Raw genomic sequence first — 25,305 nt, forward strand, 5'->3', positions numbered from 1 at the left:
GCCGTGCAGACTGGGGAGATGACCGCGACGGACCAGCAGCTCGAGCACCGTCAGGACCAGTTCCATTCCTGGGGCGTCTACGGGCTGCTCCTCGTCTCCACCATCCTCGCGGTCGTCTCGAGCGGCCTCATGGGGACCGCCGCGGAGTGGTACTCGGTCGGGGCGCTGGTGCTCGCCGCGGTGCTGCTCCAGCTGTGGCACGGCCCCCGCCGCGGCCGCCGGACCCCGTCCCGTCGCGGCACCGTCTACTTCGGCCTGCGCTGGGCGATCTCCTTCGGCCTCACCTGGATCAACCCGTTCTTCGGGTTCTACGCGGCCTGCGGCTACTTCGACAGCGACGAGACGATCCCCGGCCTCTGGCGGCAGCGGCTCGGCCTCTTCGCCACCGCCGTCGTCGTGGCGGGCACACAGGCCGGCGGGCTGCCGTTCCACGACACGATCCAGTGGCCGCTGTTCGGTGTGATGCTGTGCACGAACACCGCCCTTCTGGGGCTGGCCGGCCATCTCACCCAGCAGCAGGAGGAGCGCTCCCGCGAGCGGGCGGTCACCATCACCGAACTCGAGCGCACCAACACGGCGTTGCAGCAGGCGCTCGACGAGAACGCCGCCCTTCACGCCCAACTCCTCGTCCAGGCACGGGAAGCGGGCGTCGCCGACGAGCGCCGGCGGCTCGCCGCCGAGATCCACGACACCATCGCCCAGGGCCTCACCGGCATCATCGCCCAGCTCCAGGTCGTCGCCAACGCCCCCGACCTCGACATCGCCCGCACCCATCTCGCCCGCGCCTCCGACCTCGCCCGGCACAGCCTCGGCGAGGCCCGCCGCTCGGTGCACAACCTCGCCCCGGTGGCGCTGGAGGACGCCGGGCTGCCGGAGGCGCTGAAGAAGACGGTCGCCGAATGGGGTGAACGGACGGGCGTACGGTCCGATTTCACCGTGACCGGGCGGGCGGAGCAGCTGCACGAGGAGGTCGCGGCCACCCTGCTGAGGATCGTCCAGGAGGCCCTGTCGAACGCCGCCCGCCATGCGCGGGCCACCCGCGTCGGGGTGACCCTCAGCTTCCTGGGCGACGAGGTGATCCTCGACATCCGCGACGACGGCCAGGGCTTCGACCCCCTCGCCGTCCCCGCACGCACCCGCACCGGCGGCTTCGGTCTCGACGGGATGCGCGCCCGCGCCGAACGCATCGCCGGCTCCCTCACCGTGGAGTCCGAGCCGGGCCACGGCACGGCACTGTCGGCTCGCGTACCGTTGGTCCGCCATGACCCATGACATCGCGCTGCTGATCGTCGACGACCATCCCGTGGTACGGGACGGTCTGCGCGGCATGTTCGAGAACGCCCCCGGATTCACCGTGCTCGGCGAGGCGTCGAACGGTGTCGAGGCACTGGCGCAGGCCGCCGCGCTCGACCCCGACGTGATCCTGATGGATCTGCGCATGCCGGGCGGCGGGGGAGTCGACGCCATCCGGGAACTGACCCGCCGGGCCGCCCGCGCGAAAGTCCTCGTCCTCACCACGTACGACACGGACTCGGACACCCTGCCCGCGATCGAGGCGGGCGCGACGGGCTATCTGCTCAAGGACGCCCCGCGCGACGAGCTGTTCACGGCTGTCCGTGCGGCGGCGGACGGCCGTACGGTCCTCTCCCCGGCCGTCGCCTCCCGTCTGGTCTCGGCCGTGCGCGCCCCCGGCAACGAGCCGCTCTCCGCGCGCGAGCGCGAGGTGCTGGCCCTGGTCGCCAGGGGCACGTCCAACCGTGAGATCGCCCGTGAACTGTTCATCAGCGAGGCGACCGTGAAGACCCATCTCACCCACCTGTACGCCAAGTTGGGCGTCAAGGACCGGGCGGCGGCGGTGGCGACGGCGTACGAGCGAGGAATCCTCGGCTAGTTCGGGTACGGCAGCAGGGTGTCGGCGATCCTCTCCCAGGACGCCTTCAGCTCGGCGAGCAACTCGGGCTTGTCCGGGGCCAGATCGGCCTGTTCACGGGAGTCGGCGGCCAGGTTGTAGAGGTGGTCGGCCTTGCCGGCGTCCTGGTAGTACTTCCAGTCCCCGCGCCGCAGCGCCCGGTTGGCCCGCACCCGCCAGAACAGGTCCCGCTCGGGCGGTTCCTCGCCCTTCAGCAGGTATCCGGCGAGGCTGGTGCCGTCCAGCGGGTACGCCGGGTCGGGGCGGGCGCCGCCGATCTCCAGCAGGGTCGCCGTCCAGTCGGGGGAGAAGTTGGGCTCGTGGCTGACCTGGTGGCCGTCGACGCGGGCGGGCCAGCGCACGATCGTCGGGACCCGGATGCCGCCTTCGAGCAGCACGAACTTCTCGCCGCTGAGCGGCCAGTTGTAGGAGTAGCGCTCTCCGCCGTTGTCGCTGGCGAAGAGGACGAGGGTGTTCTCCTCCTGTCCGGAGCGGCGCAGCGCGGCGAGCACCTCGCCGACGGCGGCGTCCAGGCTCTCCACCATCTCCTTGTACTTCTCGACCGAGCCGCCGTCGTAGTGGTTGAGCGCGGCGACGACGTCGGCCTGCGTCTTGGCGGCGCGGATCCTCGCCTCGATCTCGGCGCCCGTCTCCTCGTCGCCCTCCGCGAGCCACGGCCAGTGCGGGGTGGTGAAGTTGAGGTTCAGCAGCCAGGGCCTGTCGTGGTCCCGGCCGACGTACTCGACGGCCCGCTCGGTCAGGACCTCGGTGTAGTAGCGCAGGTCCTTGTAGGTGGCGTCACCCTCGTACAGGTCGTATTCGCCGAGTTGGCCGAGCTTGGAGAAGTACTCCAGTACACCGCCGTGGTTGCCGAAGAACTCGTCCCAGCCGGACTTGGTGGGGCTGTGGTCCGGCAGCCAGCCGCAGTGCCACTTGCCGATCAGGGCGGTGGCGTAACCGGCCTTCTTCAGCAGGGAGGCGAGCGTGGGGTGGTTCGGGTCCAGCCCCTGCGTCCGGTTTCCGATCGGCTCGGCGAGCCCGCCCGGGGTACGTCCCGGATAGCGCCCCGTGTAGAGGCTGAACCGGGTCGGCGAGCAGGTGGCCGACCCGGAGTACGCGTCGGTGAACCGCACACCCTGCCGGGCCAGCCGGTCCAGGTGCGGCGTCCTGATGTGCGGGGCGCCGTAGGAGGACAGGTCGGCCCAGCCGAGGTCGTCACCGAGGATGACCAGGATGTTGGGGCGCCTGCCGGAGGAGGCGGCGTGGCGGGCCTGGAAGGGGCGCTCGGCGGGGGCGGCGTTCTCAGCGGCCTCGGCGCCGGCGGCCGTACCGGCGACGGCGGTCACGGCACCGCCACCGACGAGGCCACCGAAGGCGCGGCGGGATATCTCGGGCATGTGCCTCAGTGGATCAACGGACCCCACCTCCTGGCCAGAAATCCGGCGGGGAGTTCATGGACCTGAAACGTTGCCTGAGCCAACCGATCTCAGACGAGGTCCGGCTGGGCGGAGAAGGCGGCGCGCAGGGGGTTGTTCCGCTTCCTGTTGATCTGGGTGGTCAACTGGACCGCCAGGGCGCAGCATCCGGTCAGCGCGGCCGTGGTGAGGAGCGGGATCCGCCAGCTGCCCGTCAGCTGCCTTCCGGTGTCGATCGCGACCCACAGCAGGAACGGCAGGAGAACCGCTCCGAAGGCGATGGCCACCAGAGTCATGACGTCGTCCCAGTCACGGTCCAACGAGGTCTTGAGCGCGACGAACAGCAGTCCCGCGGTGGCGACGAGGACGAGGAAGCCCACCTTGGCCAGTTCCGGGGGTTCCCAGGGACCGAGACCGAACGGGCGCCAGCCGAACACCTGCGAGACGACGCGCGTGCCGCCGGTTCCGACAGTGAGGAGAGCCAGCAGACCTCCCGCGGCCCAGGCTACGGCGTTCATGGTGCGCGGTGGATCGGGCTGTTCCTGGATCTGGCACCACTCGTTCCGCAGATCCTGCGCGCTGTGCCGCAGCCGCCACCCGAACCGGACCGCCGGGTTGCCGAACCGGATCTTGATGAGTTCCACCTGCATGGCCCAGGGCAGGGACCGCAACACCGCCTGCTGCGTCGGTGCCACACCGTGGATCCTCAGCAGGACGTCGCGCAGCGGTTCCAGAGCCTGTCTGCCACGGTCCGAGGGCGCCGCCGGGCTCTCGAAGGCGAACTCGCACAGACGTCGGCGATCACGCAGAGAGCCCCAGGCGTTCGGCGACAGCTCCAACGGCTCCCAGGCCGCGTTGACCTGGCTGTCCACCTCGCGCCAGGTGGCGTCCCCGCTGGGCAGCCTCGCCCAACGGAATGTGGCGCAGGCGAACAGGGGAATCCCGATATGCGGGTGGACGGTCGTCACACCCTCCGGCGGTTCCAGGTCGGCCGCCAGACCGGCGGCGGGATGCCCGTCGAGCCGCCCGCAGTCCATCAGCCACGCGACCCGCGCCACGATCGTCTTCAGTGTGCCGCTGTAGGGCAGCCCGCTCCAGATCCAGCCGTACTGCTGGTCGTGCGGGAGATCCGAGGGCGGAGTCCACTCGCTCAGGGCATCGCGCACGTCCGGGTTGCAGATCAGCGAGGCCAGGTTCCAAGCGGCCGCCCGCGCGACGGGAAAGACCACCGGGTGCCCGCCCCACAGCAGCCCCGCCAGCTGTATCGCCGCGGCCGGCGTCCCCACCGCCCTGAGTGAGCGCACCGCCCAGATCTCGCCCAGCTCGGCCCGCCGGGCCAGCGACGACACCGCCACGTCACCCATCGCCTGGAGTGCCGTACGCGCCTCGTCGTCCTGTTGCCGAGCCAGGGCCTGCGCCGCCTCCTGGCGCCCGGACACGGTCAGGGCCCGCAGCGCCGCCGTCCGTCGCGCCGAGGCGGGTCCCTGTGCCGTCTCGACCAGCGCCTCCAGGACCCGCCGCCCCCGCGGGCTGTTGCTGGCTGCCAGCGTGCCGAGCCCCTTGGCGACGTCGCCCCGGGTGTCGCCGGAGGTGCCGAGGCGGCCCAGGAAGAACGTCAGGATCTCCTCGGCCAGGTCCTCCTCGATGTGCACGGCGTCGGCCAGGCACTGCAGGGCGAGCACCTTCCGCCACATGTCGGCGTCCTCGAAGACCTCCCGCACCACCCGGGTGCAGGAGCCACGGGTGACCGCGCACCACATGCGTACGGTCTCCCGCCACGGTTTCGGGTCCCGCCGGTAGTGGTGCATCAAGGTCTGCTCGTCGGCGCGCAGTTCACAGGCGGCGAGGTACTCGAGCAGCGTGAGGTGGGTGAACTGGTAGTGGCGGCCGCGGTCGATGTCCTTGATCAGCTCACTGCGGCTGACGATCTCCCGCAGCATTCCCTGGAGATGAGGGCTGCGGTCCAGGTCGAAGCCGGGCAGCAGCTCCTCGATGACGGACTCGAACTGCTCGCGGGTGATCTCCTGCTGGTCCCCGCGCGCCGACGACTCGCTCAGCTGCTTGAGGGCGAGCCGCTGGAGCACCAGGGTCTTGCGGCCCGCGTGGTACGAACCGATCGCCTCGCTGCGGTTCAGCAGCCGGTCCCGGTCCAGCAGATGGGCGACCGCCATGTCGTAGAAGCGGGCCCGGGAGTTGGGCAGCGGGCCGACGCTCTCGGGCCGGTCGCCGGACTGGAGGTAGGCGATCAGGGTGAGCATCAGCGGGCTGCGCGCCAGCACCATCAGCTCCGGGTCGTCCTGGAGCGCCTGGAAGATCCGGGCCGCCGTGACCTGGTCGGCGAGGTCGGGCCACTTGGCCAGGAAGCGCAGGATGGAGGCGTCGTCGAACTCGGCGACCCGGATCTCCTGGTCGAACACATCCTGCAGCTGCTGGTCGTAGGCGGCTGTCCGGCACGAGACGACCATGTCGCAGTCGGGATGCCGGACGGCGAAGTCATGGAGTTCCCGGACCACCCGCTCGAACTCCTCGGAACCGACCTCGTCCAGTCCGTCGAAGAAGACCCGCAGCCCACCGGAGTCCAGACGCCTCTCCACCATCTCCGCGGCGGTGGCGATGCCCGCCTGCTGGAACTTCTCGGTGATGAGCTCCTCGAAGGAGTCCTTCCTGCGGTTGCACGCGTGCAGTTCGACGATCACGGGCACGACCTTGTCGTCCCCGCCGTCCGCCCAGTCCAGCATCTCGTGCTTGAGCAGCAGGGTCTTGCCGGCCCCCGGGTCCCCGAGCAGAACGGTGCGGCGGTGGCCGTGCAGCAGCCCCGCCGCGTCGGTGCGACCGCCGCCCTGCTCGCACTGCAACGGCACATAGACGTCCCTCAGACCGGGCGGCCCGCCGCCGTCGCCGTCCTGGTCGCCGTGGGAGAGGCCGAGCCGGACCCTGGAGCACTCGACCCGGACCTGATCGCGGTAGCGCTTCAGCCGACGGCCGCCGACCGGGCGGAGTCGCCGGTACAGCCTGCGTACGGCATGCGGGGTCGCCTGCGCGGCCGTGTTGGCCAGAGTGGTGAAGTAGGGGCGCGCCACGAACAGGATCACCGCGAGGACGCCGACGCCCAGCACGGAACCCAGCAGCTGTCCGCTCACGGAACGAGGCTAGCGGCTCGGCCCCGTGCCCCGAACGGCTTTGCCGGCAGAGACAGTTGAGGTTCCGTGGACTCCACCGTCTACCCCGTCACCTTCAGCAGCAGCACCGCCCGAGCCGGCACCGTGATCGCCGTCCCCGCCCGATGCACCACCCCCGGCTCCTCCGCCTGTGCCTCCCGGGCCGTGTCGACCACCACCTCGTACCGCTCCGCCCACGGCGGTCCCGGCAGGACGAAGCTCGACGGGCGGTCCCCGGCGTGGAGTACGGCGAGGAAGCTGTCGTCGACGATCGGCGCACCCCGCTCGTCCCGTCCGGGGATGTCGCGGCCGGACAGATACATGCCGAGTGTGGCCGCCGGCGCGTACCAGTCCCGTTCCGTCATCTCCGAGCCCCGCGCCGTGAACCAGGCCAGGTCCCGCAGCCCGTCCGCGGAGTGCGCCCGTCCGGAGAAGAAGGCCCGGCGGCGCAGGACCGGGTGCCGGTGCCGTAGTGCGATGAGCCTGGACGTCAGGTCGAACAGAGCCTTCCAGCCCGGCTGTTCCAGCAGTTCCCAGTCCAGCCAGCTGATCTCGTTGTCCTGGCAGTACGCGTTGTTGTTGCCGCGCTGGGTGCGTCCCAGCTCGTCGCCCGCGACCAGCATCGGCACCCCCGTCGACAGCAGCAGCGTCGTCAGCAGGTTCCGCAACTGGCGGCGCCTGAGCCCTCGAACCCGCTCGTCGTCGGTCTCGCCCTCCGCCCCGCAGTTCCACGACCGGTTGTCGTCCGAACCGTCCCGGTTGCCCTCGCCGTTGGCCTCGTTGTGCTTGCGCTCGTACGACACCATGTCCCGCAGTGTGAAACCGTCGTGCGCGGTCACGAAGTTGACGGAGGCGTACGGGCGTCGGCCGCCCCAGGCGTAGAGATCGCTGGACCCCGACAGGCGGTAGCCGAGATCCCGCACGTCGGGCAGCGCGCCCCGCCAGAAGTCCCGCACGGCGTTGCGGTACCGGTCGTTCCACTCCGTCCACAGCGGAGGAAAGGCACCGACCTGGTACCCGCCGGACCCCACGTCCCACGGTTCGGCGATCAGCTTCACGCGCCGCAGCACCGGGTCCTGGGCGATCACCGCCAGGAACGGGGACAGCATGTCGACGTCGTGCATCGACCGGGCCAGCGCGGCGGCCAGGTCGAAGCGGAAGCCGTCGACGCCCATCTCCGTCACCCAGTAGCGCAGGGAGTCGGTGATGAGACGCAGGACATGCGGCTGCACCACATGCAGTGTGTTGCCGCAGCCCGTGTAGTCGGCGTACCTCCGCGCGTCCGACTGCAACCTGTAGTAGCCCCGGTTGTCGATGCCCTTCAGCGAAAGTGTCGGGCCCAGCTCGCCCGCCTCCGCCGTGTGGTTGTAGACCACGTCGAGGATGACCTCGATCCCGGCCGCGTGCAGGGCGCGCACCATGCGCTTGAACTCGCCGACCTGCTGGCCGGTCGTACCGGAGGCGGCGTAGGTGGCGTGCGGGGCGAAGTAGCCGATGGAGTTGTAGCCCCAGTAGTTCTTGAGGCCTCGCCGCAGCAGGTGGTCCTCGTGGGCGAACTGGTGCACGGGGAGCAGCTCCACCGCCGTGACACCCAGCTTCACCAGGTGTTCTATGGCCGCCGGATGTGCCAACCCGGCGTAGGTGCCGCGGAGTTCCTCGGGTATCCCCGGGTGCAGCTTCGTGAAGCCCCGTACGTGCAGCTCGTAGATGACGGAGTCCGCCCACGGTGTCTTCGGACGGCGGTCGTCCTCCCACTCGTCGCCGGGTGCGTCATCGTGGACGACGACCCCCTTGGGGACGTACGGCGCCGAGTCCCGCTCGTCGCGCACCGTGTCGGCGACCTGCTGCTGCGGCCAGTCGCGGACATGCCCGTACACCTCGGGCGGCAGACTGAAGTCGCCGTCCACCGCGCGGGCGTACGGGTCGAGAAGCAGCTTCGCCGGGTTCCAGCGGCCGCCGGTCCACGGGTCCCAGCGGCCGTGCACCCGATAGCCGTACCGCTGCCCGGGCATCACGCCCGGCACGAAGCCGTGCCAGATCTCGTGCGTCAGCTCGGTCAGCCGCGCCCGCGTCTCCTTGCCCCGCTCGTCGAAGAGGCACAGCTCGACCCCCTCGGCCCCGCCCGCCCACAGCGCGAAGTTGGTGCCCGCGACCCCGTCGGGACCCACCCGGAACCGCGACCCGAGCGGCGTCGGCGCACCCGGCCACACGGGGACCGGCGGCGGCGCGGCATGCCGTGTGCCATTGACGACGGCAGCCGGCAGCTGCTCCTCGGCCACCGCCTTCTGCTCGGCTGCGCTGGACACCTGGGGCCTCCCACGGCTCATGGAACGACGTCAAAAAGGGCGCACGGCGGCGACTCCTTTCGGCTCCTTCACCTCCGGGGTGCTTCGCGGCCGCTGCTCCCCGTCGCGTCGTCCTCCCCACTGTTCTGCCCAGAGCCGGGCTCGCACTCACGTTTCCCCGGAGCGGGCCGCGTCGTTGGGTGCGATGTGAGGCACGTACAAGGGCGCGCTCGGCGCGCAGGGGCCGCACTGGCCGCCGTACTGACATGGGCCGGACTGCTGGCCGGCTGCACTTCCGGATCCACGGGAGGGATCGATCTGGGCGGGCTGGGCAAGCCCCCCGCACCCGAGGACGTCATCCGCGTCCTGCCCGACGACAACAGCAAGGGCGTCCGACAGGACAGCCGATTCCGCGTCCGCGTACCCAGCGGGCGGCTGGAGTCGGTCAAGGTCGTCAAGTCGCAGGACGCGCAGGAGACCCCGGTGTCCGGGCACATCTCCGACGACGGCCTGCGCTGGGAACCCGACGAGGCGCGGCTCGCGCTCGCCGCCAAGTACACCGTCGACGTGGTGGCCCTGGACGGCCACGGGCGCCGCTCGGCCCGGCACACCACCTTCACCACGTACGTCCCCGACGAGCGCTTCATCGGATACGTCAGCCCGGAGAACCGCTCCACGGTCGGCACCGGAATGATCGTCTCCCTGGAGTTCAACAGGGAGATCGAGAACCGGACCGCCGTCGAACGCGCCGTCCACGTCACGTCCAAGCCGCCCGTCGAGATCCGCCCGCACTGGTTCGGCAAGGGCCGCCTCGACTTCCGTCCCGAGCGCTACTGGAAGCCCGGCACCCAGGTCACCGTCGGGCTGCGGCTGCGGGACGTCGAAGGGGCGCCCGGCGTCTACGGGTTGCAGTACAAGACGTTCTCCTTCACCGTCGGCCGCAGCCAGGTCTCCCTGGTCGACGCGGCGAAGCACACCATGCAGGTGCGGCGCGACGGCGAGCTGCTCGCGACCGTGCCGATCACGGCGGGCGCCCCCAGGACGACGACGTACAACGGCAGGATGGTCGTCTCCGAGATGCTCGAGGTCACCCGGATGAACAGCCGCACGGTCGGCTTCGGCGGCGAGTACGACATCCCGGACGTCCCGCACGCCATGCGGCTGACCGACTCCGGCACCTTCCTGCACGGCAACTACTGGGCGCCGGACGCCCCCGGCAAGGTCAATGTCAGCCACGGCTGTGTGGGCCTGAGGGATGTGAAGGGGGGCGGTTCGGACACCCCGGCGGGCTGGTTCTTCGACCGCAGCCTCATCGGGGACGTCGTGGAGGTCGTTCACAGCAATGACAAAAAGGTCGCTCCTGACAACGGCCTCGGAGGGTGGAATATGGGCTGGAAGGAGTGGAAGGCGGGCAGCGCGGTGAAGTAACCAGGTGGGGGGCGGGGTCGGGCCCCGGTGAAGCGGGCGCAGTTGGGACCGAACGGTGACAATCGCACCCCGCCGACGGGCCTGATCTTGCGGTTAATATCACCGGACGCGCGGGACGCGCAGGGGTTGCGGGCCTGGGACCGGGCCCGGCGAGGGGAGAAAAAATCTTGAACGTGCGACCGATATCGGGGGCGTCGGTTGACGCGCGGGGGCGTGGCCGTAAGCGGGCGGCGGCACTTCTGCTGGGGGTCGTGCTGACCGCCGTCACCGCGTGCGGAGGAGGCGGCGGAGGCTCGGACTCCGGGACGGGTGCCGGCAAGGGCAAGGATGCGGACAGCGCACAGAGCAAGCAGTCGGTGGCCGTCGTCTCCATCGCCCCCAAGGACGGTGCCAAGTCCGTCGAGACCAGCGGGGCTCTGAAGATCGGCGCCGACAAGGGCAAGCTGACCACGGTCGAGGTCAAGGACTCCAAGGGCGAGAAGATCGACGGCGCGATATCCGCCGACGGCGCCTCCTGGACGCCGTCCAGCCATCTGGCCGCCGCCACCAAGTACACGGTGCACGCGGTCGCGAAGGACTCCGAGGGCCGTGAGGCCGCCGAGGACTCCAGCTTCACCACCCTGACGCCGCAGAACACCTTCATCGGCACCTTCACGCCCGAGGACGGCTCCAAGGTCGGCGTCGGAATGCCCTTCTCCATCCGCTTCACCCGGGGCATCACCAAGCCCGAGGATGTCGAGAAGGCCATCACCATCAAGACCGAGCCGGCCGTCGAGGTCGCGGGTCACTGGTTCGGCAACGACCGGCTGGACTTCCGCCCCGAGGAGTACTGGAAGGCCGGCACCAAGGTCACCGTCGAGCTGAACCTGGACGGCGTCGAGGGCCGCAACGGCGTCTACGGCAAGCAGTCCAAGACCGTGTCCTTCACCGTCGGCCGCAGCCAGGTCTCCATCGTGGACGCCAAGAAGCACACGATGAAGGTCATGCGGGACGGCAAGCTCTACAAGACCATCCCGGTCACGACCGGCAAGCCCGGCTACGCCACCTGGAACGGCCAGATGGTCATCAGTGAGAAGTTCACGGTGACCCGGATGAACGGCGACACCGTCGGCTACGACGGCGAGTACGACATCAAGGACGTCCCGCACGCCATGCGGCTGACCGACTCCGGCACCTTCGTGCACGGCAACTACTGGGGCGGCGGCGCCTTCGGCAACTACAACGCCAGCCACGGCTGCATCGGCCTGCGCGATGTCCGCGGGGGCTACGACAGCTCGGTACCGGCCGCGTGGTTCTTCAACAACTCGATGGCCGGTGACGTGGTGACGGTGAAGAACTCCACCGACCCGACGGTCGACCCGGCCAACGGCCTCAACGGCTGGAACCTCTCCTGGGAGAAGTGGAAGGCGTAAGTCGTACGACGACGAGGGGCCCCGGTGTGAGACATCGCACCGGGGCCGCTGTCGTTAGTGGCCGTTAACCTTCCCTCATGACCGTGACTCTCGAAGTGGCCGACGGCGTCGGCACGATCCGTCTCGACCGCCCGCCCATGAACGCGCTGGACATCGCCGTCCAGGACCGGCTCAAGGAGCTCGCCGACGAGGCCACGCGCCGCGAGGACGTGCGTGCCGTGGTGATCTACGGCGGGGAGAAGGTGTTCGCGGCGGGCGCGGACATCAAGGAGATGCAGGCCATGGACCACACGGCGATGGTCCTGCGCGCCCGAGCACTCCAGGACTCCTTCACTGCGGTCGCCCGCATCCCCAAGCCGGTCGTCGCGGCCGTCACCGGTTACGCCCTGGGCGGCGGCTGCGAACTGGCGCTGTGCGCGGACTTCCGTATCGCCGCCGACAACGCCAAGCTGGGCCAGCCCGAGATCCTGCTCGGCCTGATCCCGGGTGCCGGCGGCACCCAGCGTCTCGCCCGGCTCATCGGTCCGTCCAAGGCGAAGGACCTCATCTTCACCGGCCGGATGGTCAAGGCCGACGAGGCCGAGAAGCTGGGCCTGGTGGACCGGGTCGTCCCGGCCGCCGACGTGTACACCGAGGCGCACGGCTGGGCGGCGCGGCTCGCGCAGGGTCCGGCGATCGCGCTGCGCGCCGCGAAGGAGTCCATCGACACCGGACTGGAGACCGACATCGACACCGGACTGACCGTCGAACGGAACTGGTTCGCGGGCCTGTTCGCCACCGCCGACCGTGAGACGGGCATGCGCAGCTTCGTCGAGGAAGGTCCTGGCAAGGCGAAGTTCCTGTGAGGAATCTCGTGAGGAAACTCGCCTGAACCACTTGCTGTTGACGGGGTGTCTGATCCGGGTCCCTCGATGGGGCGGTTTATGGGAGCCTTAAGGCAACATTAAGCCTGCCTTGTCGAGGGAGCTGTCGATTGCCATCAGTCGAGCCTTCATCGCAGGTCACTGGGGTCGCGTCGAGCTCTGAAATGCCTTTGGCATATGTCGATCGGAACCAGCGGAATGGTGGATTCCGGGGGGCGTATTCCGGAGAGACGGCCCCGGAAGGCGTCCGGTGCGGCCATGATGGTGGCATGGCGGGGCTGGAGGGTATCGAACAGCCGCGGGGACACAGCCGTGCGACCGCGGCGCGCTGGTCGCCCACGGTCGAGGACGAACACGCGCTCAAGGCGCTGGAGTTGTTCGGCAACCCGACTGAGGCGGAGGTTCCGCTCCCTTCGCGTCCTGAGTCCGCAGCAGCGGCCCGCCGGCTGACCCAGGTCGTGGTCCTTCGCCAGTGGGGGCTCACCCCGAAGATGACCGAGGACGCGGTTTTACTCGTCTCCGAGCTGGTGGGCAATGCGGTGCGTCATACGGGGGCCCGGGTTTTCGGGCTCCGGATGCGTCGTCGTCGTGGGTGGATCCGGGTCGAGGTGCGTGATCCCTCCCGTGGGCTGCCCTGTCTGATGCCGGTGCAGGAGATGGACATCAGTGGGCGGGGGCTCTTCCTCGTGGACAAGCTGTCCGACCGGTGGGGCGTCGATCTGCTGCCTCGTGGGAAGACGACGTGGTTCGAGATGCGGGTGGCTGACCGGTAGTCGTTCGGCTGCGGGTGCGTCGTGGCTTGTCGCGCGGTTCCCCGCGCCCCTAGGTGGGTGAATCGGCCGATATCGCCATGTAAGCCCCTTAAATGGTCCGGGTGACCACGACCGATCGTCGGACCGTGCTGCGTGCCAGCGCCGGGCTCGTCCTCGCCACCGGGTGTGCCACCAGCGGTGCCGTCGCCCACCCCGCCCACTCCCGCGCACCGGCCAAGCCGCCCCCCGCCCCCCGCCGCTTCCCCGGTCTCCCCGCCCAACTCACCCACGGCCCCCGCACCCACCCCCGCGTAGCCCTCACCTTCCACGGCTACGGTGACCCCGCCACCGCCCGCGCCCTGCTCCGCGAGGCAGAACAGGCCGGGGCCCGCATCACCGTCCTCGCCGTCGGCACCTGGCTCGACGAGCACCCCGAGATCGCTCGCCGCATCCTCGACGGCGGCCACGACCTCGGCAACCACACCCTCCACCACCTCGGCGTCAACGACATGTCCGAGGCCGAGGCCCGGGCCGAGATCGACGGCTGTGCCGAGCGGCTGAGGCGGCTCACCGGCTCGATCGGCAGCTGGTTCCGGCCCTCGCGAGCCGCGCGTGCCTCACCGCTCGTCGAACGGCTGGCCCGTGACGCCGGCTATCCGCACGTTCTGTCGTACGACGTCGACGCCCTCGACTTCACCTCGCCCGGCGCCCCCGCCGTCACCCGCAAGGTCCTCGGCGAGATCCGCAACGGGTCCGTGGTGAGCCTGCATTTCGGGTACGTCGACACGGTCGCCGCCCTCCCCGCCGTACTGGAAGAACTCGACCGCCGCGGCCTGGCCGCCGTGACCACCACGGAGCTGTTCAGCTGATGCACCGCACCCACCTCGCCAAGCACGCCCTTGTCGCGGGCGCCGTACTCGCCGCCCTCGCCGCCTGTGGCACCGAGACCCGCGACAGAGCCCCCTCGGAAGAACACCGCACCACCAAGGCCGCCGCCGTCCCCGCCCCGCCGAAGAAGAAGCCCGTCCAGGGCCTGCCCGGCATGCCGCCCGTCCTCGACCCGCAGGACGTGTACGCCGCCGACCGGCCCAACAAGCTCTCCCCGGTGGTCAAGGACTTCCCGTCCCGGGTCTATGTCCCCAACACCGAGTCCGACACGGTCTCCGTCATCGACCCGAAGACATACCGGATCACCGAGACCATCCGCGTCGGCCGTCAGCCCCAACACGTCGTCCCCTCCTGGGACATGAAGACCCTCTGGGTCAACAACAACCGCGGCCACACGCTCACCCCCATCGACCCGAGGACGGGGAAGGCGGGCAAGCCGGTCGAGGTGCACGACCCCTACAACCTCTATTTCACGCCCAATGGCAAGTACGCCGTCGTGATGGCCTCCCTCGACCGCGAACTCGTCTTCCGCGACCCGCACACCATGAAGCGGATCAAGACCGAACCGGTCACCTGCTACGGCGTCAACCACGCCGACTTCTCCCGCGACGGCAGGTACTTCATCGTCTCCTGCGAGTTCAGCGGCGAACTGCTCAAGGTCGACACCGAGAAGATGAAGGTCGTCGGGCAGCAGAAGCTCCCCTTCAAGGGGGCCATGCCGCAGGACGTGAAGATCTCACCCGACGGGAAGCGGTTCTACGTCGCCGACATGATGGCCGACGGCATGTGGGTCCTCGACGGCGACACGTTCGACAAGCCGAAGCTCCTGCCCACGGGCAAGGGCACCCACGGGCTGTACGTCAGCCGCGACTCCCGCGAGATGTACGTCTCCAATCGCGGCGAAGGCACCATCTCCGTCTGGGACTTCGCGCAGAACAAGGTCACCAGGAAGTGGCACCTGCCCGACGGCGGCAGCCCCGACATGGGCGGCGTCTCGGCGGACGGCAAGGTGCTGTGGCTGTCGGGGCGTTACGACGCCGAGGTGTACGCCATCGACACCCGCACCGGCGAGCAGCTGGCCCGGATCCCGGTGGGCAGCGGCCCGCACGGGCTCGCGGTGTACCCGCAGCCGGGGCGGTACTCGCTCGGCCACACCGGCATCTTCCGCTGACACCGGTTCAGTTGACACGCCGCCGTACGAGTGATGATCCACAACCCGCCGCCGCAGAACCGGAATTGTGCTCCCCATGATCACAACTCAGCTGCGGCGGCGGGCCGTGGCCGCCGTCCTGTCCCTCGCCGCCGTCTTCGCGACCACGGCGGCCGCCGCTCCCGCGAAGGCCCCCGCCCCCCGCGACTGCCCCGTCCAGTTCGACGACCCGATCAAGGCGGCCGTCGACAAGCGCGTCGACGTCGAGCGCATCACCCCGGACCCGGTCTGGCGCAAGACCTGCGGCACCCTCTACCGCAGCGACGGCCGCGGCCCCGAGATCGTCTTCGCGGAGGGCTTCAAGCCCAGGGACGTCATCGACGGCCAGTACGACATCGAGAAGTACGTCCTGGTCAACCAGCCCTCCCCGTACGTCTCCACGACGTACGACCACGACCTGTACAAGACGTGGTGGAAGTCGGGCTACAACTACTACATCGACGCCCCCGGCGGCGTGGACGTGAACAGGACCATCGGCGACACCCACAAGTGGGCCGACCAGGTCGAGGTCGCCTTCCCCGGCGGGATCGAGCGGAAGTACGTCGTCGGGGTCTGTCCGGTGAACAAGACGACCAAGACCGAGATCATGAGCGGCTGTCAGAGCAACCCGCACTTCGAGGCCTGGCACTGAGCAGCAGCGCCTCCGCGCCGACGGGACGGTAACCCGCCGCCTGGAACGCCCGTGTGCTGCGGGCGTTCCCCGGGGCGACCTGGGCCCACAGCGGCTCCTCGACCAGCTGCCGGGCGGCGGTCAGGAGCAGACGCCCCAGCCCCCGGTGCCGTACGTCCTCGTCCACCTCCAGCGAGACCTCCAGCCGGCCACCGATCCCGCGCCCCGCCACCAGCACTCCGCCGTCGGTCGTCCAGGCCCGTACGTCGTCGCGGCGCCTGCGGGCGTACGCGATGCGCGGATGATCGTCGTCCGCGATCTCCACCAGCGCGAGCGCAGGTTCCCCGGGCAGGGGCGAGCCGACGAACATCGCGTCGATGGTCTCGGCCGTCCGATCCGTCCGCGCCATGAAGGCCGCCAGGAAATTCGGGTTCATGGTCGCGGCCAGCGGATCGCACTCAAGGGCCGACAGCGTGTCGTACACCCACCGCGGGTCCTCGTCCGTGAAGACGACGGAGTGCGCGGTGAAGGCGAGCACGCCCGCGTCCCGGGCACAGGCCTGCGGCACGACGGTCGTACGGCCGTCCGGCGGCGGGAAGACACCGAGGGCGGCCGCGTCGAGAATGTCCCGAAGAGTCTCCACCGCACCCGCTCCTTGAGTCTCCACCCACTGGAAGGCCCAGACTCGCAGACATGATCGACGACGGCACCAGGCTTTTCACCATCGGCGAGCTGGCGAGGGCCACCGGCCTGACCGTCCGGACCATCCGTTACTGGTCCGACGAGGGCGTGCTCGCGCCGGTGACCCGCTCGGACGGCGGCTACCGCCTCTACGACGCGGAGTCGGTCGCCCGCCTCGACCTGATCCGCACGCTGCGCGAGCTGGGCCTCGGCCTGGTGGACGTGCGCAAGGTGCTGGACGGGGAGCGGACGGTGGCGGAGGTCGCGGCGGCACATGTGGTGGCGCTGGACGCGCAGATCCGCTCGCTGAAGGTGACCCGGGCGGTGCTGTCGACCGTTTCGCGACGCGGGTCGACCGCGGAGGAGATGACACTGATGAACAAGCTGGCGCGGCTGTCCGCCGCGGAGCGGCGCAGGATCGTCGAGGACTTCATGGCGGAGATCTTCGAGGGGCTCGACACGGCGGATCCCGACATCCGCACCCGGCTGCGGTTCGTCGGCGCCGCCAACCTGCCGGACGATCCCAACCCCGAGCAGGTGGACGCATGGGTGGAGCTGGCCGAACTCATCCAGGACCCGGAGTTCCGGGCGCTGATGCGCAGGGCGATCGAGTTCAACGCGGCGGACCGGGGGCCCGATGTCCCCGCCGGGACGTCCCTGTGGTTCATGAGCCGGCTCGTCCAGCTGGCAGGGGATGCGCGGCGGCGCGGGATCGCCCCCGAGGCGCCGGAGGCGGACGAACTGCTGGCCGGTCTTCTCGGGGACGCCGACCGGGCCGAGGTGCTCAAGCGTCTCGAGGCGGGAACGAACCTGCGGCTCGCCCGGTACCGCGAGCTGTCGGCCGTGGTGAACGGCCTCGAACCCCAGCCGTCGTACGAGGAAGAGTTCGCGTGGGTGGTCGCCGCTCTGCGCGCTCGGAGCGCCGGATAATCTGGCATCCGTCAGCAAGACGGCAAGGAACGACGAAAAAGGGGCGGCTCGGTGGCGGACATCGACGAGGCACGCAAGCATTTCGAACGGATCGACACGGACGGTGACGGCTTCATCACCGCAGCCGAGTTCAAGACCGCCCTCGCCCAGGCAGGCGACTGGAACGTCACCGAATCGGTCGCCGAGGTGATCATCAAGAGCCGTGACCTCAACGGCGACAAGGTGCTGTCCTTCGACGAGTTCTGGGCGTACCTCAGCAAGTGACGCGCACGAAAGGGGGGCGCCCGGCTTCGGCTGCTGGGCGCCCCCCTTCGTCATGCCCGGCGCACGGCCCAGCGGCCCTGGTGCCGGACCAGGGCCAGCGGCAGGTCGAAGCACTTGCCGACCTGGTCGCCGGTGAGGACGTGGGCCGCCGGACCCCGCGCGAGGACGCGGCCCTCGCGCAGGAGCAGGGCGTGGGTGGTGCCGGAGGGGAGTTCTTCCAGGTGGTGGGTGACCAGGACGGTGGCGAGCGTCGGATGCTCCCGGCGCAGCTCGTCCAGCGCCGCGATCAGCTGCTCCCGGCCCGGCAGGTCCAGGCCGGTCGCGGGTTCGTCGAGGAGCAGCAGTCGCGGCTCCGGCATGAGCGCACGGGCGATCAGGGTCCGGCCGCGCTGGCCCTGGGAGAGCGTGGGCCAGCGGGCGGTGCGGAGTTCCGTGAGACCGAGCGTGGCGATCAGCCGTTCGGCGCGTTCCTCCTGCTCCGGTGTCGGACGCCAACGGGGCGGCGGGGCGACGGAGTTGGTCAGCCCGGTCAGGACCACGTCCCGCACCCGCAGCGGTTCGGCGAGCGGATGACGCGGATCGACATGACCGACGTAGGTCCGCAACTCCCGCAGATCTACCCGGCCCAGCCGTCTGCCGAGGACCTCCACCGACCCCCGGGTCGGATGGACCCGGGCGCCCAGCAGACTCAACAGCGTGGACTTGCCGGCCCCGTTGGCGCCGAGAAGGGCCCAGTGCTCGCCGGCCCGGACGGTGAGGGACACCTCCTGGAGGATCGGCGTTCCGTCCCGTACGACATCCACCCCCTCGGCGCGCAGTACCTCCCTCACCGCAGCGCCCGGTTCACCGCCGACAGCACCGCCTGGACGGAGGCGCCCCGGCCCTCGCCGGCGCCCCAGGCCGGGAGGCCGTCGGTCTCGCACTCGGCGTAGGCCGCCGTGCCGTCCTCGGTGAAGTCCCGGACGCGGACCGTGAATCCGGCGCCGGCCAGCGCGTCGACGAAGGCGGTCACCGGTCCGGCGCCGGTGCCCTCGTAGTCGCCCGTGCGGTCCCCCGTGCGCAGGGTGCAGACGAAGCGGTGCGCGCCGGACTCGTCCCGGTGGACCGACCAGGCCTCCAGGGCGACCTCCCCGTCCGTCACGACGTACGTGGCACGGAACAGGTCGTACAGCTCCTTCGGCGTCATCTCCCGCCCGCTGTCGTCCGTGGCCTCCTGGACGACCCGCGAGAAGTCGGGCCGCATGCGGGGCGGCAGGTCGATGTCGTGGTGGGCCTTGAGCAGGTACGCCATTCCGCCCTTGCCCGACTGGGAGTTCACGCGGATCACCGCCTCGTAGGAACGGCCGATGTCGGCCGGGTCGATCGGCAGGTAAGGGACGTCCCAGGGCGCGTCCGGGTGCTCGGCGCGGCGGGCGAAGCCCTTGCTGATGGCGTCCTGGTGCGTACCCGAGAAGGCGGTGTGGACGAGGTCCCCGGCGTAGGGGTGGCGGGGATGCACCGGCAGCCGGTTGCAGTGCTCGACCGTGGCCTTCACCGCGTCGATGTCGCTGAAGTCGATCATCGGGTCCACACCCTGGGCGTACAGGTTCAGCGCCAGGGTGACCAGGTCGACGTTGCCCGTCCGCTCCCCGTTGCCGAACAGACAGCCCTCGACCCGCTGCGCCCCGGCCAGCACGGAGAGTTCGGCGCAGGCGACGCCGGTGCCGCGGTCGTTGTGGGGGTGGACGGAGAGGATGACCGAGTCGCGGCGGGACAGATGGCGGTGGAAGTACTCGATCTGGTCCGCGTAGACGTTGGGGGTCGCGATCTCCACCGTCGCCGGGAGGTTGTGCGTGACCGGACGGTCCGGGCTCGCGTCCCACAGCTCGGTCAGCCGGTCGCACAGTTCCAGGACGAAGTCGGGCTCGGTGAGGTTGAAGGTCTCGGGCGAGAACTGGAAGCGGACTCCGGGCGCTGCCCGCCGGACCATGTGTGCGGCCGCCTCCTTCACCGTCCGCCACACCTCGTCCCGGTCCCGGCCCAGGACGACGTCCCGCCACACCGGCGAGGTCGCGATGTACAGGTGGACGACGGCACGGGGGAGTCCTTCGATCGAGTCGAAGGTCCGGTCGATCAGATCGCGCCGGGCGGGGGTGAAGACGACGGGGGTGACGTCGTCCGGTACGGCGCCGTCGGCCACCAGATGCCGTACGAAGTCGAAGTCGGTACGGCTCGCGGACGGATAGCCGACCTCGATCTCCTTGAAGCCCATGGAGACCAGCAGGTCGAAGAAGCGGCGCTTGCGCGGGGTGTCCATCGGCTCGGCCAGTGCCTGGTTGCCGTCGCGCAGGTCGACGGGGACCCAGAGCGGGGCGCGTTCGATACGGGCGCAGGGCCAGCCGCGGTCGGTGACGGGGACGTCGACGCGCTGGTCGTAGGGGCGGTAGCGGTGGAAGGGCATGGCACTGGTCCGCTGCGGATTCCAGATGGGGGTCATCGTCTGCTGCTGCCTTCGTCGGCTCGGTCGGACGGTGACCGGCAGCACGGCGACCCGCGGCGGGGTGCCGGTCGCGTCAGGCCCCGCCGCGGCAGCCGAGAAGAAGACCGCGGAACGTCATAGGGGCTACGCTAACCACTCCTCAGCTCCTCAGACAAGTGAAAATGACTGAGGTACGGAAAACTCCTCAGACAAGTTGGTGAACGGTCGATGTCGCTAGGTCCCCTCCGCCCCAGCCCCTTGGTGGAACAGGCCGCCGAGCGTCTGCGCGAGCAGATCGCCGCCGGTCACTGGGCGGTCGGCAGCAAGCTGCCCGGCGAGACGACGCTCGCCAGGGAACTCGGCGTGGGCCGCTCGACGGTCCGCGAGGCGCTCCGCGCGCTGGCCGGCGCGGGTCTCGTGCAGCCCCGCCAGGGCGCCGGCGTCTTCGTTCTCGCGACCGAGCCGACGCAGGACTGGCCCGCCCGGCTGCGGCGCGCCGCGGTCATCGACGTCTACGAGGTCCGCATGGCGGTCGAGGTCCACGCGGCCCGCCTCGCCGCGCGTCGGTGTACGCCCGAGGACGTGGCGGCGATGGAGGCGGCGCTGGAGGGGCGCCGGGAGGCTTCGGGCGCGGACGACACGGCGTTCGTCGACGCGGACATCGCCTTCCACGCGGCCGTGGTGGCGGCCGCGCACAACCCCGTGCTCGACGACCTGTTCGCGGAGTTCACACCGGTCCTGCGGCAGGGCCTCATCGACCTTCTGTCCCTGACCGGCCTGCGCACGCACGACCCCAACACGGCGGACGAGGCGCACGAGGCGATGGTGCGGGCCATCGCGGACGGGGACGCGGAGGCGGCGACCGAGGTGGTGCGCGAGGAGTTGGAGGATCCCTTCGCGGGCCAGGACGAGGCTAGGACGCCTTCCTCCGGTACTGCCCCGGCGCCACCCCGTACTCCCTCTTGAAAGCCTTGGCGAAGGCGAACTCCGAGGTGTAGCCGGTGCGTTGGGCGACCAGGCGCAGGGGAAGGTCGTCCTCGCGGAGCAGCCGGCCGGCGGTCGTCCTGCGCCACCACGTCAGATACGTCAGCGGCGGGCGCCCCACGAGCGCGGTGAACCGTCGGGAGAAGGCCGCGCGGGACAGGCCGCCGTGGGCGCCGAGTTCCTCCACCGTCCGGGGGCGGTCCGGGGCGGCGGAGGTGATCGTCTCCGGGGGCGACGCCGAGACGGTGGCCAAGGAGGTCGGACGGCTCACCGGCGGCCGGGGCGCCGAGGTGATCTTCGACGCGATCGGCGGTCCCGGGTTCCGCCCGCTCGCCGAAGCGCTCGCGGAGGGCGGCACGGTCCTGGTCTACGGCTGGCTGGACCGCCGTCCCGCCGAGATCCCCTGGAGCTGGCCGTTCACGATCCACACGTACGCCAACACGGCCCTCACCGCGACACCGGGAGGCCGCCGCCGCTCCACGGCGTTCCTGAACGCGGGGCTGGCGGACGGGGGGTTCCGGCCGGTGGTGGCCGAGGTCTTCGACGGGCTGGACCGTATCCAGGACGCCCATCGGCTGATGGAGTCGAACCGGCACACGGGGAAGATCGTCGTACGGATCTGAGGCCGCCCGGAATACCCCCCGGCTCTCCCGGGTTGCCCTGCTCAGAAGCATGCACATGCATCGACCTTGAGAGGGCTCTCATGAAGATCGGCATCATCGGCGCGGGACAGATCGGCGGCAACCTGACCCGGAGGCTCACCGCTCTCGGTCACGAGGTGTCCGTCGCGAACTCCCGCGGCCCGCACACGCTCGCCGACCTGGCCAAGGAGACAGGTGCGACGCCCGTCCCGGTCGAGGAGGCGGCGCGCGGCGCGGAGGTGGTCGTCGTCACGATCCCGCTGAAAGCGATCCCCGACCTGCCTTCGGGCCTCTTCGCCGAGGCGGCGGACGGCGTCGCGGTCATCGACACCGGCAACTACTACCCCCGGCAGCGCGACGGCCGGATCGCCGCGATCGAGGACGAGGGCCTCACGGAGAGCCGCTGGACGGAACAGCACCTCGGCCATCCCTTGATCAAGGCCTTCAACGGCACCTACGCCCAGGACATCCTGGACCGCCACCGCCCGGCCGGCACCGCCGACCGCCAGGCACTCCCGGTCGCCGGCGACGACGCGGCGGCCAAGTCGAAGGTCCGCGCCCTGATCGACGAACTCGGCTTCGACACGGTCGACTCGGGCGGCCTCGACGAGTCCTGGCGCCAGCAGCCGGACACGCCGGTGTACGGACTGCGGGACGGCGTCGAGGCGGTCACGAAGGCGCTGGCGGAGGCGAGCCCGGAGCGCCCGGCGGACTTCCGCGGCTGAGCGCTCCGCTGGACCAGCCGCGATGTGCGGTCGCTCGTCAGTGACGCCGTCGTGGCTGGTCGCGGGGTTCCCGGCCGACGTCAGACGATCTCCAGCGGCACATGCGGCCCGTCGGGAAGCTCGACCTTGATGGCATCCCCGGGCCGCACGACGCCGCCTTCGAGAACGACGCTCATGATCCCGGACTTGAACCGCACCACGCCGCTCTCGTCCCGCCCGACGACCTGCTTCATGAGCCCCTTCCGGAAGTTGTCGATCTGCGCACAGGGATTCCGCAGCCCCGTCACCTCGACAACGGCCTGCGCCCCAAGATGCAGCCGAGCCCCGACCGGCAGCCCGAGCAGATCGATCCCCCGAGTGGTGACGTTCTCCCCGAGCTCCCCGGCGGCGACGTCGAACCCGGCCTCACGCACCTCCGCGAACAACTCCTCATGGATGAGGTGCACCTGCCGCAGATTCGGCTGCGAAGCATCCTTCTCCATCCGAAACCGATGCTTCACCGTCTCCCCGGCATGCACATCCCCCTCCACCCCGAGCCCGGCGAGCAGCGTGATGCTCTCCCGGTTCGGCTTGGTGAACGAGTACGTCCCATTGCTGCTCACCGCAGCGACTGTCCCACCCATGCCGAGCAGCATAAACGGGGTCAGGCGTTGGCCGCCCACGCCCGCAGATCGGCCTTGCTCGCGAAGTCCGCGACGTTCTTGTCCACCGGATCGTCGGTGTACTGGTGGAAGAGCCACTTCGCCTTGATGCGGGGCTTCCCCGCGGTCACGTAGTCGGCGATCCAGAGGGCGTCGCCGGCATAGGAAGTCTTGTCGATGTTCAGCCAAAAATTGCGGTTGCAGTAGAGGGCGACCCTGTTGTTCGGCCGCAGCTCCTTCAGCTTCCGTATGAACCGGTCCTTCTCCGCGTTGGTCGCATGCGTTCCGTCGCCGGTCGTCTCCCAGTCCACCGCGAGGATGTCGCCCGCCCGCTCCGGTGCCTTGCTCACGAAGTACTCCGCCTGGGCCGTGAGATTGCCGGGCCAGAGGAAGTGGTAGTGGCCGACGATCAGGCCGGCGTCGCGGGCCGTCTTCGTCTGGGCCGCCAGTTTGGGGTTGGTGTACGTGCGGCCCTCCGTCGCCTTGATGAAGACGAAGGAGATGCCGTCCGTGTCGTAGGAGGAGGACTGGTACGAGCTGACGTCGATGCCGCGCAGCATGGGGGACTCCTCGAAATGCCGTAGGGGGACAGGAGTTGGAGTACCCCATACCTTAGGCACCATGGGCGTCGGCTTCTGCTGAGAGGAACGCCGCCCTCCGCCAGGCGAAGGGGAGTTCAGCACTCGATGATGTTGACCGCCAACCCGCCCCGCGCGGTCTCCTTGTACTTCACCGACATGTCCGCCCCGGTCTCCTTCATGGTCTTGATGACCTTGTCCAGGGACACCTTGTGCGAGCCGTCCCCGCGCATCGCCATCCGGGCCGCGGTGACCGCCTTGACCGCGGCCATGCCGTTGCGCTCGATGCAGGGGATCTGGACCAGGCCACCCACCGGGTCGCAGGTCAGCCCCAGGTTGTGCTCCATGCCGATCTCCGCGGCGTTCTCGACCTGTTCCGGGGAGCCGCCGAGGACCTCCGCGAGCGCGCCCGCGGCCATCGAGCAGGCGGAGCCGACCTCGCCCTGGCAGCCGACCTCGGCGCCGGAGATGGAGGCGTTCTCCTTGAAGAGCATGCCGATCGCGCCCGCGGCGAGCAGGAACCGCACGACCCCGTCCTCGTCGGCGCCCGGCACGAAGTTGAGGTAGTAGTGGAGGACGGCCGGGATGATGCCGGCAGCGCCGTTCGTCGGGGCCGTGACGACCCGGCCGCCCGCCGCGTTCTCCTCGTTCACCGCCATCGCGTAGAGCGTGATCCACTCCATCGCGTGCGCCAGCGGATCACCCTCCGCCCGGAGTTGACGGGCCGTCACCGCCGCCCGGCGTTTGACGCGCAGTCCGCCCGGCAGGATGCCCTCGCGGGACATGCCGCGCGAGACGCACGCCTGCATGGCGCGCCAGATCTCCAGCAGGCCGGCCCGGATCTCGTCCTCGGTGCGCCAGGAGCGTTCGTTCTCCAGCATCAGCGCGGAGATCGACAGACCCGTCTCCTTCGTCAGGCGCAGCAGCTCGTCGCCCGTGCGGAAGGGGTACTTCAGGACCGTGTCGTCCAGCTTGATGCGGTCCTCGCCGACTGCGTCCTCGTCGACGACGAAGCCGCCGCCCACCGAGTAGTACGTCTTGGACAGCAACTCCGTACCGGCAGCGTCGTACGCCCAGATCGTCATGCCGTTCGCGTGGTACGGGAGCGCCTTGCGGCGGTGCAGGACCAGGTCGTCGTCGAAGGAGAACGGGATCTCGACCTCGCCCAGCAGCCTCAGCAGACCGGACTGCTTGATCTGCTCCACCCGCTCGTCCGCGCCCTCCACGTCGACCGTGCGGGGAGACGCCCCCTCGAGGCCCAGCAGTACCGCCTTCGGGGTGCCGTGGCCGTGGCCGGTCGCGCCGAGGGAGCCGTAGAGCTCGCAGCGCACGGAGGCGGTGGCGGACAGCAGCCCCTCGTTGCGCAGACGGCGGACGAACATACGGGCCGCACGCATCGGGCCGACCGTGTGGGAGCTCGACGGGCCGATGCCGATCGAGAACAGGTCGAAGACCGAGATGGCCACGGGAACT

23 protein-coding genes and 1 pseudogene are annotated in these 25,305 nt (G+C 70.1%); 14 read left to right on the forward strand and 10 right to left on the reverse strand.

The window, feature by feature from the left end; translation table 11 throughout:
- The first annotated feature begins 18 nt into the window (after positions 1 to 18).
- Entirely contained in the window at positions 19 to 1,272 is a 1,254-nt protein-coding gene (locus ACWD3I_RS35300; protein WP_365406991.1) for a sensor histidine kinase, read from the forward strand.
- Positions 1,262 to 1,891, forward strand: coding sequence for a response regulator transcription factor (locus tag ACWD3I_RS35305; RefSeq protein ID WP_365406988.1), 630 nt, complete (start codon positions 1,262 to 1,264; stop codon positions 1,889 to 1,891). The genes ACWD3I_RS35300 and ACWD3I_RS35305 overlap by 11 nt, the downstream gene beginning before the upstream one ends.
- Here the strand turns inward: ACWD3I_RS35305 and ACWD3I_RS35310 are convergent.
- The 3 genes from ACWD3I_RS35310 to glgX all read right to left on the reverse strand — a co-directional run bounded on the left by ACWD3I_RS35310 (position 1,888) and on the right by glgX (position 8,788).
- Positions 1,888 to 3,306, reverse strand: a complete 1,419-nt coding sequence (locus ACWD3I_RS35310; RefSeq protein ID WP_365406985.1) for a sulfatase family protein — start codon at positions 3,304 to 3,306, stop codon at positions 1,888 to 1,890. The genes ACWD3I_RS35305 and ACWD3I_RS35310 overlap by 4 nt on opposite strands.
- Before the next feature lie 89 nt (positions 3,307 to 3,395).
- The gene (locus ACWD3I_RS35315; RefSeq protein ID WP_365406982.1) at positions 3,396 to 6,464 is read right to left on the reverse strand and encodes an NACHT domain-containing protein; all 3,069 of its coding nucleotides are present in this window, start codon (positions 6,462 to 6,464) and stop codon (positions 3,396 to 3,398) included.
- An 80-nt stretch (positions 6,465 to 6,544) separates the two neighbouring features.
- Positions 6,545 to 8,788, reverse strand: coding sequence for a glycogen debranching protein GlgX (gene glgX, locus ACWD3I_RS35320; protein WP_365406979.1), 2,244 nt, complete (start codon positions 8,786 to 8,788; stop codon positions 6,545 to 6,547).
- 186 nt (positions 8,789 to 8,974) lie between these two features.
- On the opposite strand from glgX, the gene ACWD3I_RS35325 reads away from it, so the two are divergent.
- The 7 genes from ACWD3I_RS35325 to ACWD3I_RS35355 all read left to right on the forward strand — a co-directional run bounded on the left by ACWD3I_RS35325 (position 8,975) and on the right by ACWD3I_RS35355 (position 15,951).
- Positions 8,975 to 10,195, forward strand: a complete 1,221-nt coding sequence (locus tag ACWD3I_RS35325; RefSeq protein ID WP_365406976.1) for a L,D-transpeptidase — start codon at positions 8,975 to 8,977, stop codon at positions 10,193 to 10,195.
- Between the two features lie 167 nt (positions 10,196 to 10,362).
- On the forward strand, positions 10,363 to 11,607 hold the full coding sequence (locus ACWD3I_RS35330; protein ID WP_365406974.1) for a L,D-transpeptidase: 1,245 nt from the start codon (positions 10,363 to 10,365) through the stop codon (positions 11,605 to 11,607).
- Between the two features lie 77 nt (positions 11,608 to 11,684).
- Entirely contained in the window at positions 11,685 to 12,452 is a 768-nt protein-coding gene (locus ACWD3I_RS35335) for an enoyl-CoA hydratase/isomerase family protein (RefSeq protein ID WP_365406971.1), read from the forward strand.
- Between the two features lie 287 nt (positions 12,453 to 12,739).
- Positions 12,740 to 13,243 (forward strand): ATP-binding protein, encoded by a 504-nt coding sequence (locus tag ACWD3I_RS35340; RefSeq protein ID WP_365406968.1) that lies wholly within the window; start codon positions 12,740 to 12,742, stop codon positions 13,241 to 13,243.
- Positions 13,244 to 13,335: 92 nt separating this feature from the next.
- On the forward strand, positions 13,336 to 14,091 hold the full coding sequence (locus ACWD3I_RS35345) for a polysaccharide deacetylase family protein (RefSeq protein WP_365406965.1): 756 nt from the start codon (positions 13,336 to 13,338) through the stop codon (positions 14,089 to 14,091).
- Complete coding sequence (locus ACWD3I_RS35350) at positions 14,091 to 15,281, forward strand: YncE family protein (protein ID WP_365406962.1); 1,191 nt, start codon at positions 14,091 to 14,093, stop codon at positions 15,279 to 15,281. The genes ACWD3I_RS35345 and ACWD3I_RS35350 overlap by 1 nt, the downstream gene beginning before the upstream one ends.
- A gap of 76 nt (positions 15,282 to 15,357) precedes the next feature.
- Entirely contained in the window at positions 15,358 to 15,951 is a 594-nt protein-coding gene (locus tag ACWD3I_RS35355; RefSeq protein WP_365406960.1) for an ADP-ribosyltransferase, read from the forward strand.
- Here the strand turns inward: ACWD3I_RS35355 and ACWD3I_RS35360 are convergent.
- On the reverse strand, positions 15,905 to 16,573 hold the full coding sequence (locus ACWD3I_RS35360) for a GNAT family N-acetyltransferase (protein WP_365406957.1): 669 nt from the start codon (positions 16,571 to 16,573) through the stop codon (positions 15,905 to 15,907). The genes ACWD3I_RS35355 and ACWD3I_RS35360 overlap by 47 nt on opposite strands.
- A 50-nt stretch (positions 16,574 to 16,623) precedes the next feature.
- On the opposite strand from ACWD3I_RS35360, the gene ACWD3I_RS35365 reads away from it, so the two are divergent.
- Positions 16,624 to 17,541, forward strand: coding sequence for a helix-turn-helix domain-containing protein (locus ACWD3I_RS35365; protein ID WP_365406954.1), 918 nt, complete (start codon positions 16,624 to 16,626; stop codon positions 17,539 to 17,541).
- Between the two features lie 51 nt (positions 17,542 to 17,592).
- Entirely contained in the window at positions 17,593 to 17,805 is a 213-nt protein-coding gene (locus tag ACWD3I_RS35370; protein ID WP_266821747.1) for an EF-hand domain-containing protein, read from the forward strand.
- Positions 17,806 to 17,855: 50 nt separating this feature from the next.
- Here the strand turns inward: ACWD3I_RS35370 and ACWD3I_RS35375 are convergent, their stop codons facing one another.
- Both ACWD3I_RS35375 and ACWD3I_RS35380 read right to left on the reverse strand, forming a co-directional pair.
- Positions 17,856 to 18,635 carry an ABC transporter ATP-binding protein gene (locus tag ACWD3I_RS35375; protein WP_365406950.1) on the reverse strand — a complete coding sequence of 260 codons (780 nt, stop codon included), beginning with the start codon at positions 18,633 to 18,635 and terminating at the stop codon, positions 17,856 to 17,858.
- Positions 18,632 to 20,281 (reverse strand): 2-isopropylmalate synthase, encoded by a 1,650-nt coding sequence (locus ACWD3I_RS35380; RefSeq protein WP_365406947.1) that lies wholly within the window; start codon positions 20,279 to 20,281, stop codon positions 18,632 to 18,634. The genes ACWD3I_RS35375 and ACWD3I_RS35380 overlap by 4 nt, the downstream gene beginning before the upstream one ends.
- 210 nt (positions 20,282 to 20,491) lie before the next feature.
- On the opposite strand from ACWD3I_RS35380, the gene ACWD3I_RS35385 reads away from it, so the two are divergent.
- On the forward strand, positions 20,492 to 21,229 hold the full coding sequence (locus tag ACWD3I_RS35385) for a FadR/GntR family transcriptional regulator (RefSeq protein WP_365406944.1): 738 nt from the start codon (positions 20,492 to 20,494) through the stop codon (positions 21,227 to 21,229).
- Here the strand turns inward: ACWD3I_RS35385 and ACWD3I_RS35390 are convergent.
- Positions 21,177 to 21,452, reverse strand: a pseudogene (locus ACWD3I_RS35390) (helix-turn-helix transcriptional regulator); the annotation flags it as partial. The gene ACWD3I_RS35385 and the pseudogene ACWD3I_RS35390 sit on opposite strands and share 53 nt — an antisense overlap.
- A 40-nt stretch (positions 21,453 to 21,492) precedes the next feature.
- Here ACWD3I_RS35390 and ACWD3I_RS35395 point away from each other — a divergent pair.
- The gene (locus ACWD3I_RS35395; protein WP_365406941.1) at positions 21,493 to 21,870 is read left to right on the forward strand and encodes a zinc-binding dehydrogenase; all 378 of its coding nucleotides are present in this window, start codon (positions 21,493 to 21,495) and stop codon (positions 21,868 to 21,870) included.
- 59 nt (positions 21,871 to 21,929) lie between these two features.
- Entirely contained in the window at positions 21,930 to 22,613 is a 684-nt protein-coding gene (locus tag ACWD3I_RS35400) for an NADPH-dependent F420 reductase (protein WP_451084275.1), read from the forward strand.
- A gap of 80 nt (positions 22,614 to 22,693) precedes the next feature.
- Here ACWD3I_RS35400 and ACWD3I_RS35405 read toward each other — a convergent pair whose 3' ends face one another.
- From ACWD3I_RS35405 to ACWD3I_RS35415, 3 genes are all read right to left on the reverse strand, one after another.
- Complete coding sequence (locus ACWD3I_RS35405) at positions 22,694 to 23,236, reverse strand: MOSC domain-containing protein (protein WP_365406935.1); 543 nt, start codon at positions 23,234 to 23,236, stop codon at positions 22,694 to 22,696.
- Positions 23,237 to 23,256: 20 nt separating this feature from the next.
- A complete protein-coding gene (locus ACWD3I_RS35410; RefSeq protein WP_365406932.1) occupies positions 23,257 to 23,814 on the reverse strand; it encodes a glycoside hydrolase family 25 protein in 558 nt (185 codons plus the stop codon).
- A gap of 116 nt (positions 23,815 to 23,930) precedes the next feature.
- Positions 23,931 to 25,298 carry an L-serine ammonia-lyase gene (locus ACWD3I_RS35415; protein ID WP_451084271.1) on the reverse strand — a complete coding sequence of 456 codons (1,368 nt, stop codon included), beginning with the start codon at positions 25,296 to 25,298 and terminating at the stop codon, positions 23,931 to 23,933.
- Positions 25,299 to 25,305 lie beyond the last annotated feature (7 nt).

Source organism: Streptomyces sp. NPDC002817 (genome assembly GCF_053592055.1).

What these genes read in the sequence shown, in the direction of transcription:
- ACWD3I_RS35300 (WP_365406991.1), top strand. Translation starts at nt 19, where the DNA reads ATGACCGCGACGGACCAGCAGCTCGAGCACCGTCAGGACCAGTTCCAT.
- ACWD3I_RS35305 (WP_365406988.1), top strand. Translation starts at nt 1,262, where the DNA reads ATGACCCATGACATCGCGCTGCTGATCGTCGACGACCATCCCGTGGTA.
- ACWD3I_RS35310 (WP_365406985.1), bottom strand. Translation starts at nt 3,306, where the DNA reads ATGCCCGAGATATCCCGCCGCGCCTTCGGTGGCCTCGTCGGTGGCGGT.
- ACWD3I_RS35335 (WP_365406971.1), top strand. Translation starts at nt 11,685, where the DNA reads ATGACCGTGACTCTCGAAGTGGCCGACGGCGTCGGCACGATCCGTCTC.
- ACWD3I_RS35340 (WP_365406968.1), top strand. Translation starts at nt 12,740, where the DNA reads ATGGCGGGGCTGGAGGGTATCGAACAGCCGCGGGGACACAGCCGTGCG.
- ACWD3I_RS35345 (WP_365406965.1), top strand. Translation starts at nt 13,336, where the DNA reads ATGGTCCGGGTGACCACGACCGATCGTCGGACCGTGCTGCGTGCCAGC.
- ACWD3I_RS35350 (WP_365406962.1), top strand. Translation starts at nt 14,091, where the DNA reads ATGCACCGCACCCACCTCGCCAAGCACGCCCTTGTCGCGGGCGCCGTA.
- ACWD3I_RS35355 (WP_365406960.1), top strand. Translation starts at nt 15,358, where the DNA reads ATGATCACAACTCAGCTGCGGCGGCGGGCCGTGGCCGCCGTCCTGTCC.
- ACWD3I_RS35365 (WP_365406954.1), top strand. Translation starts at nt 16,624, where the DNA reads ATGATCGACGACGGCACCAGGCTTTTCACCATCGGCGAGCTGGCGAGG.
- ACWD3I_RS35380 (WP_365406947.1), bottom strand. Translation starts at nt 20,281, where the DNA reads ATGACCCCCATCTGGAATCCGCAGCGGACCAGTGCCATGCCCTTCCAC.
- ACWD3I_RS35385 (WP_365406944.1), top strand. Translation starts at nt 20,492, where the DNA reads ATGTCGCTAGGTCCCCTCCGCCCCAGCCCCTTGGTGGAACAGGCCGCC.
- ACWD3I_RS35405 (WP_365406935.1), bottom strand. Translation starts at nt 23,236, where the DNA reads ATGGGTGGGACAGTCGCTGCGGTGAGCAGCAATGGGACGTACTCGTTC.
- ACWD3I_RS35410 (WP_365406932.1), bottom strand. Translation starts at nt 23,814, where the DNA reads ATGCTGCGCGGCATCGACGTCAGCTCGTACCAGTCCTCCTCCTACGAC.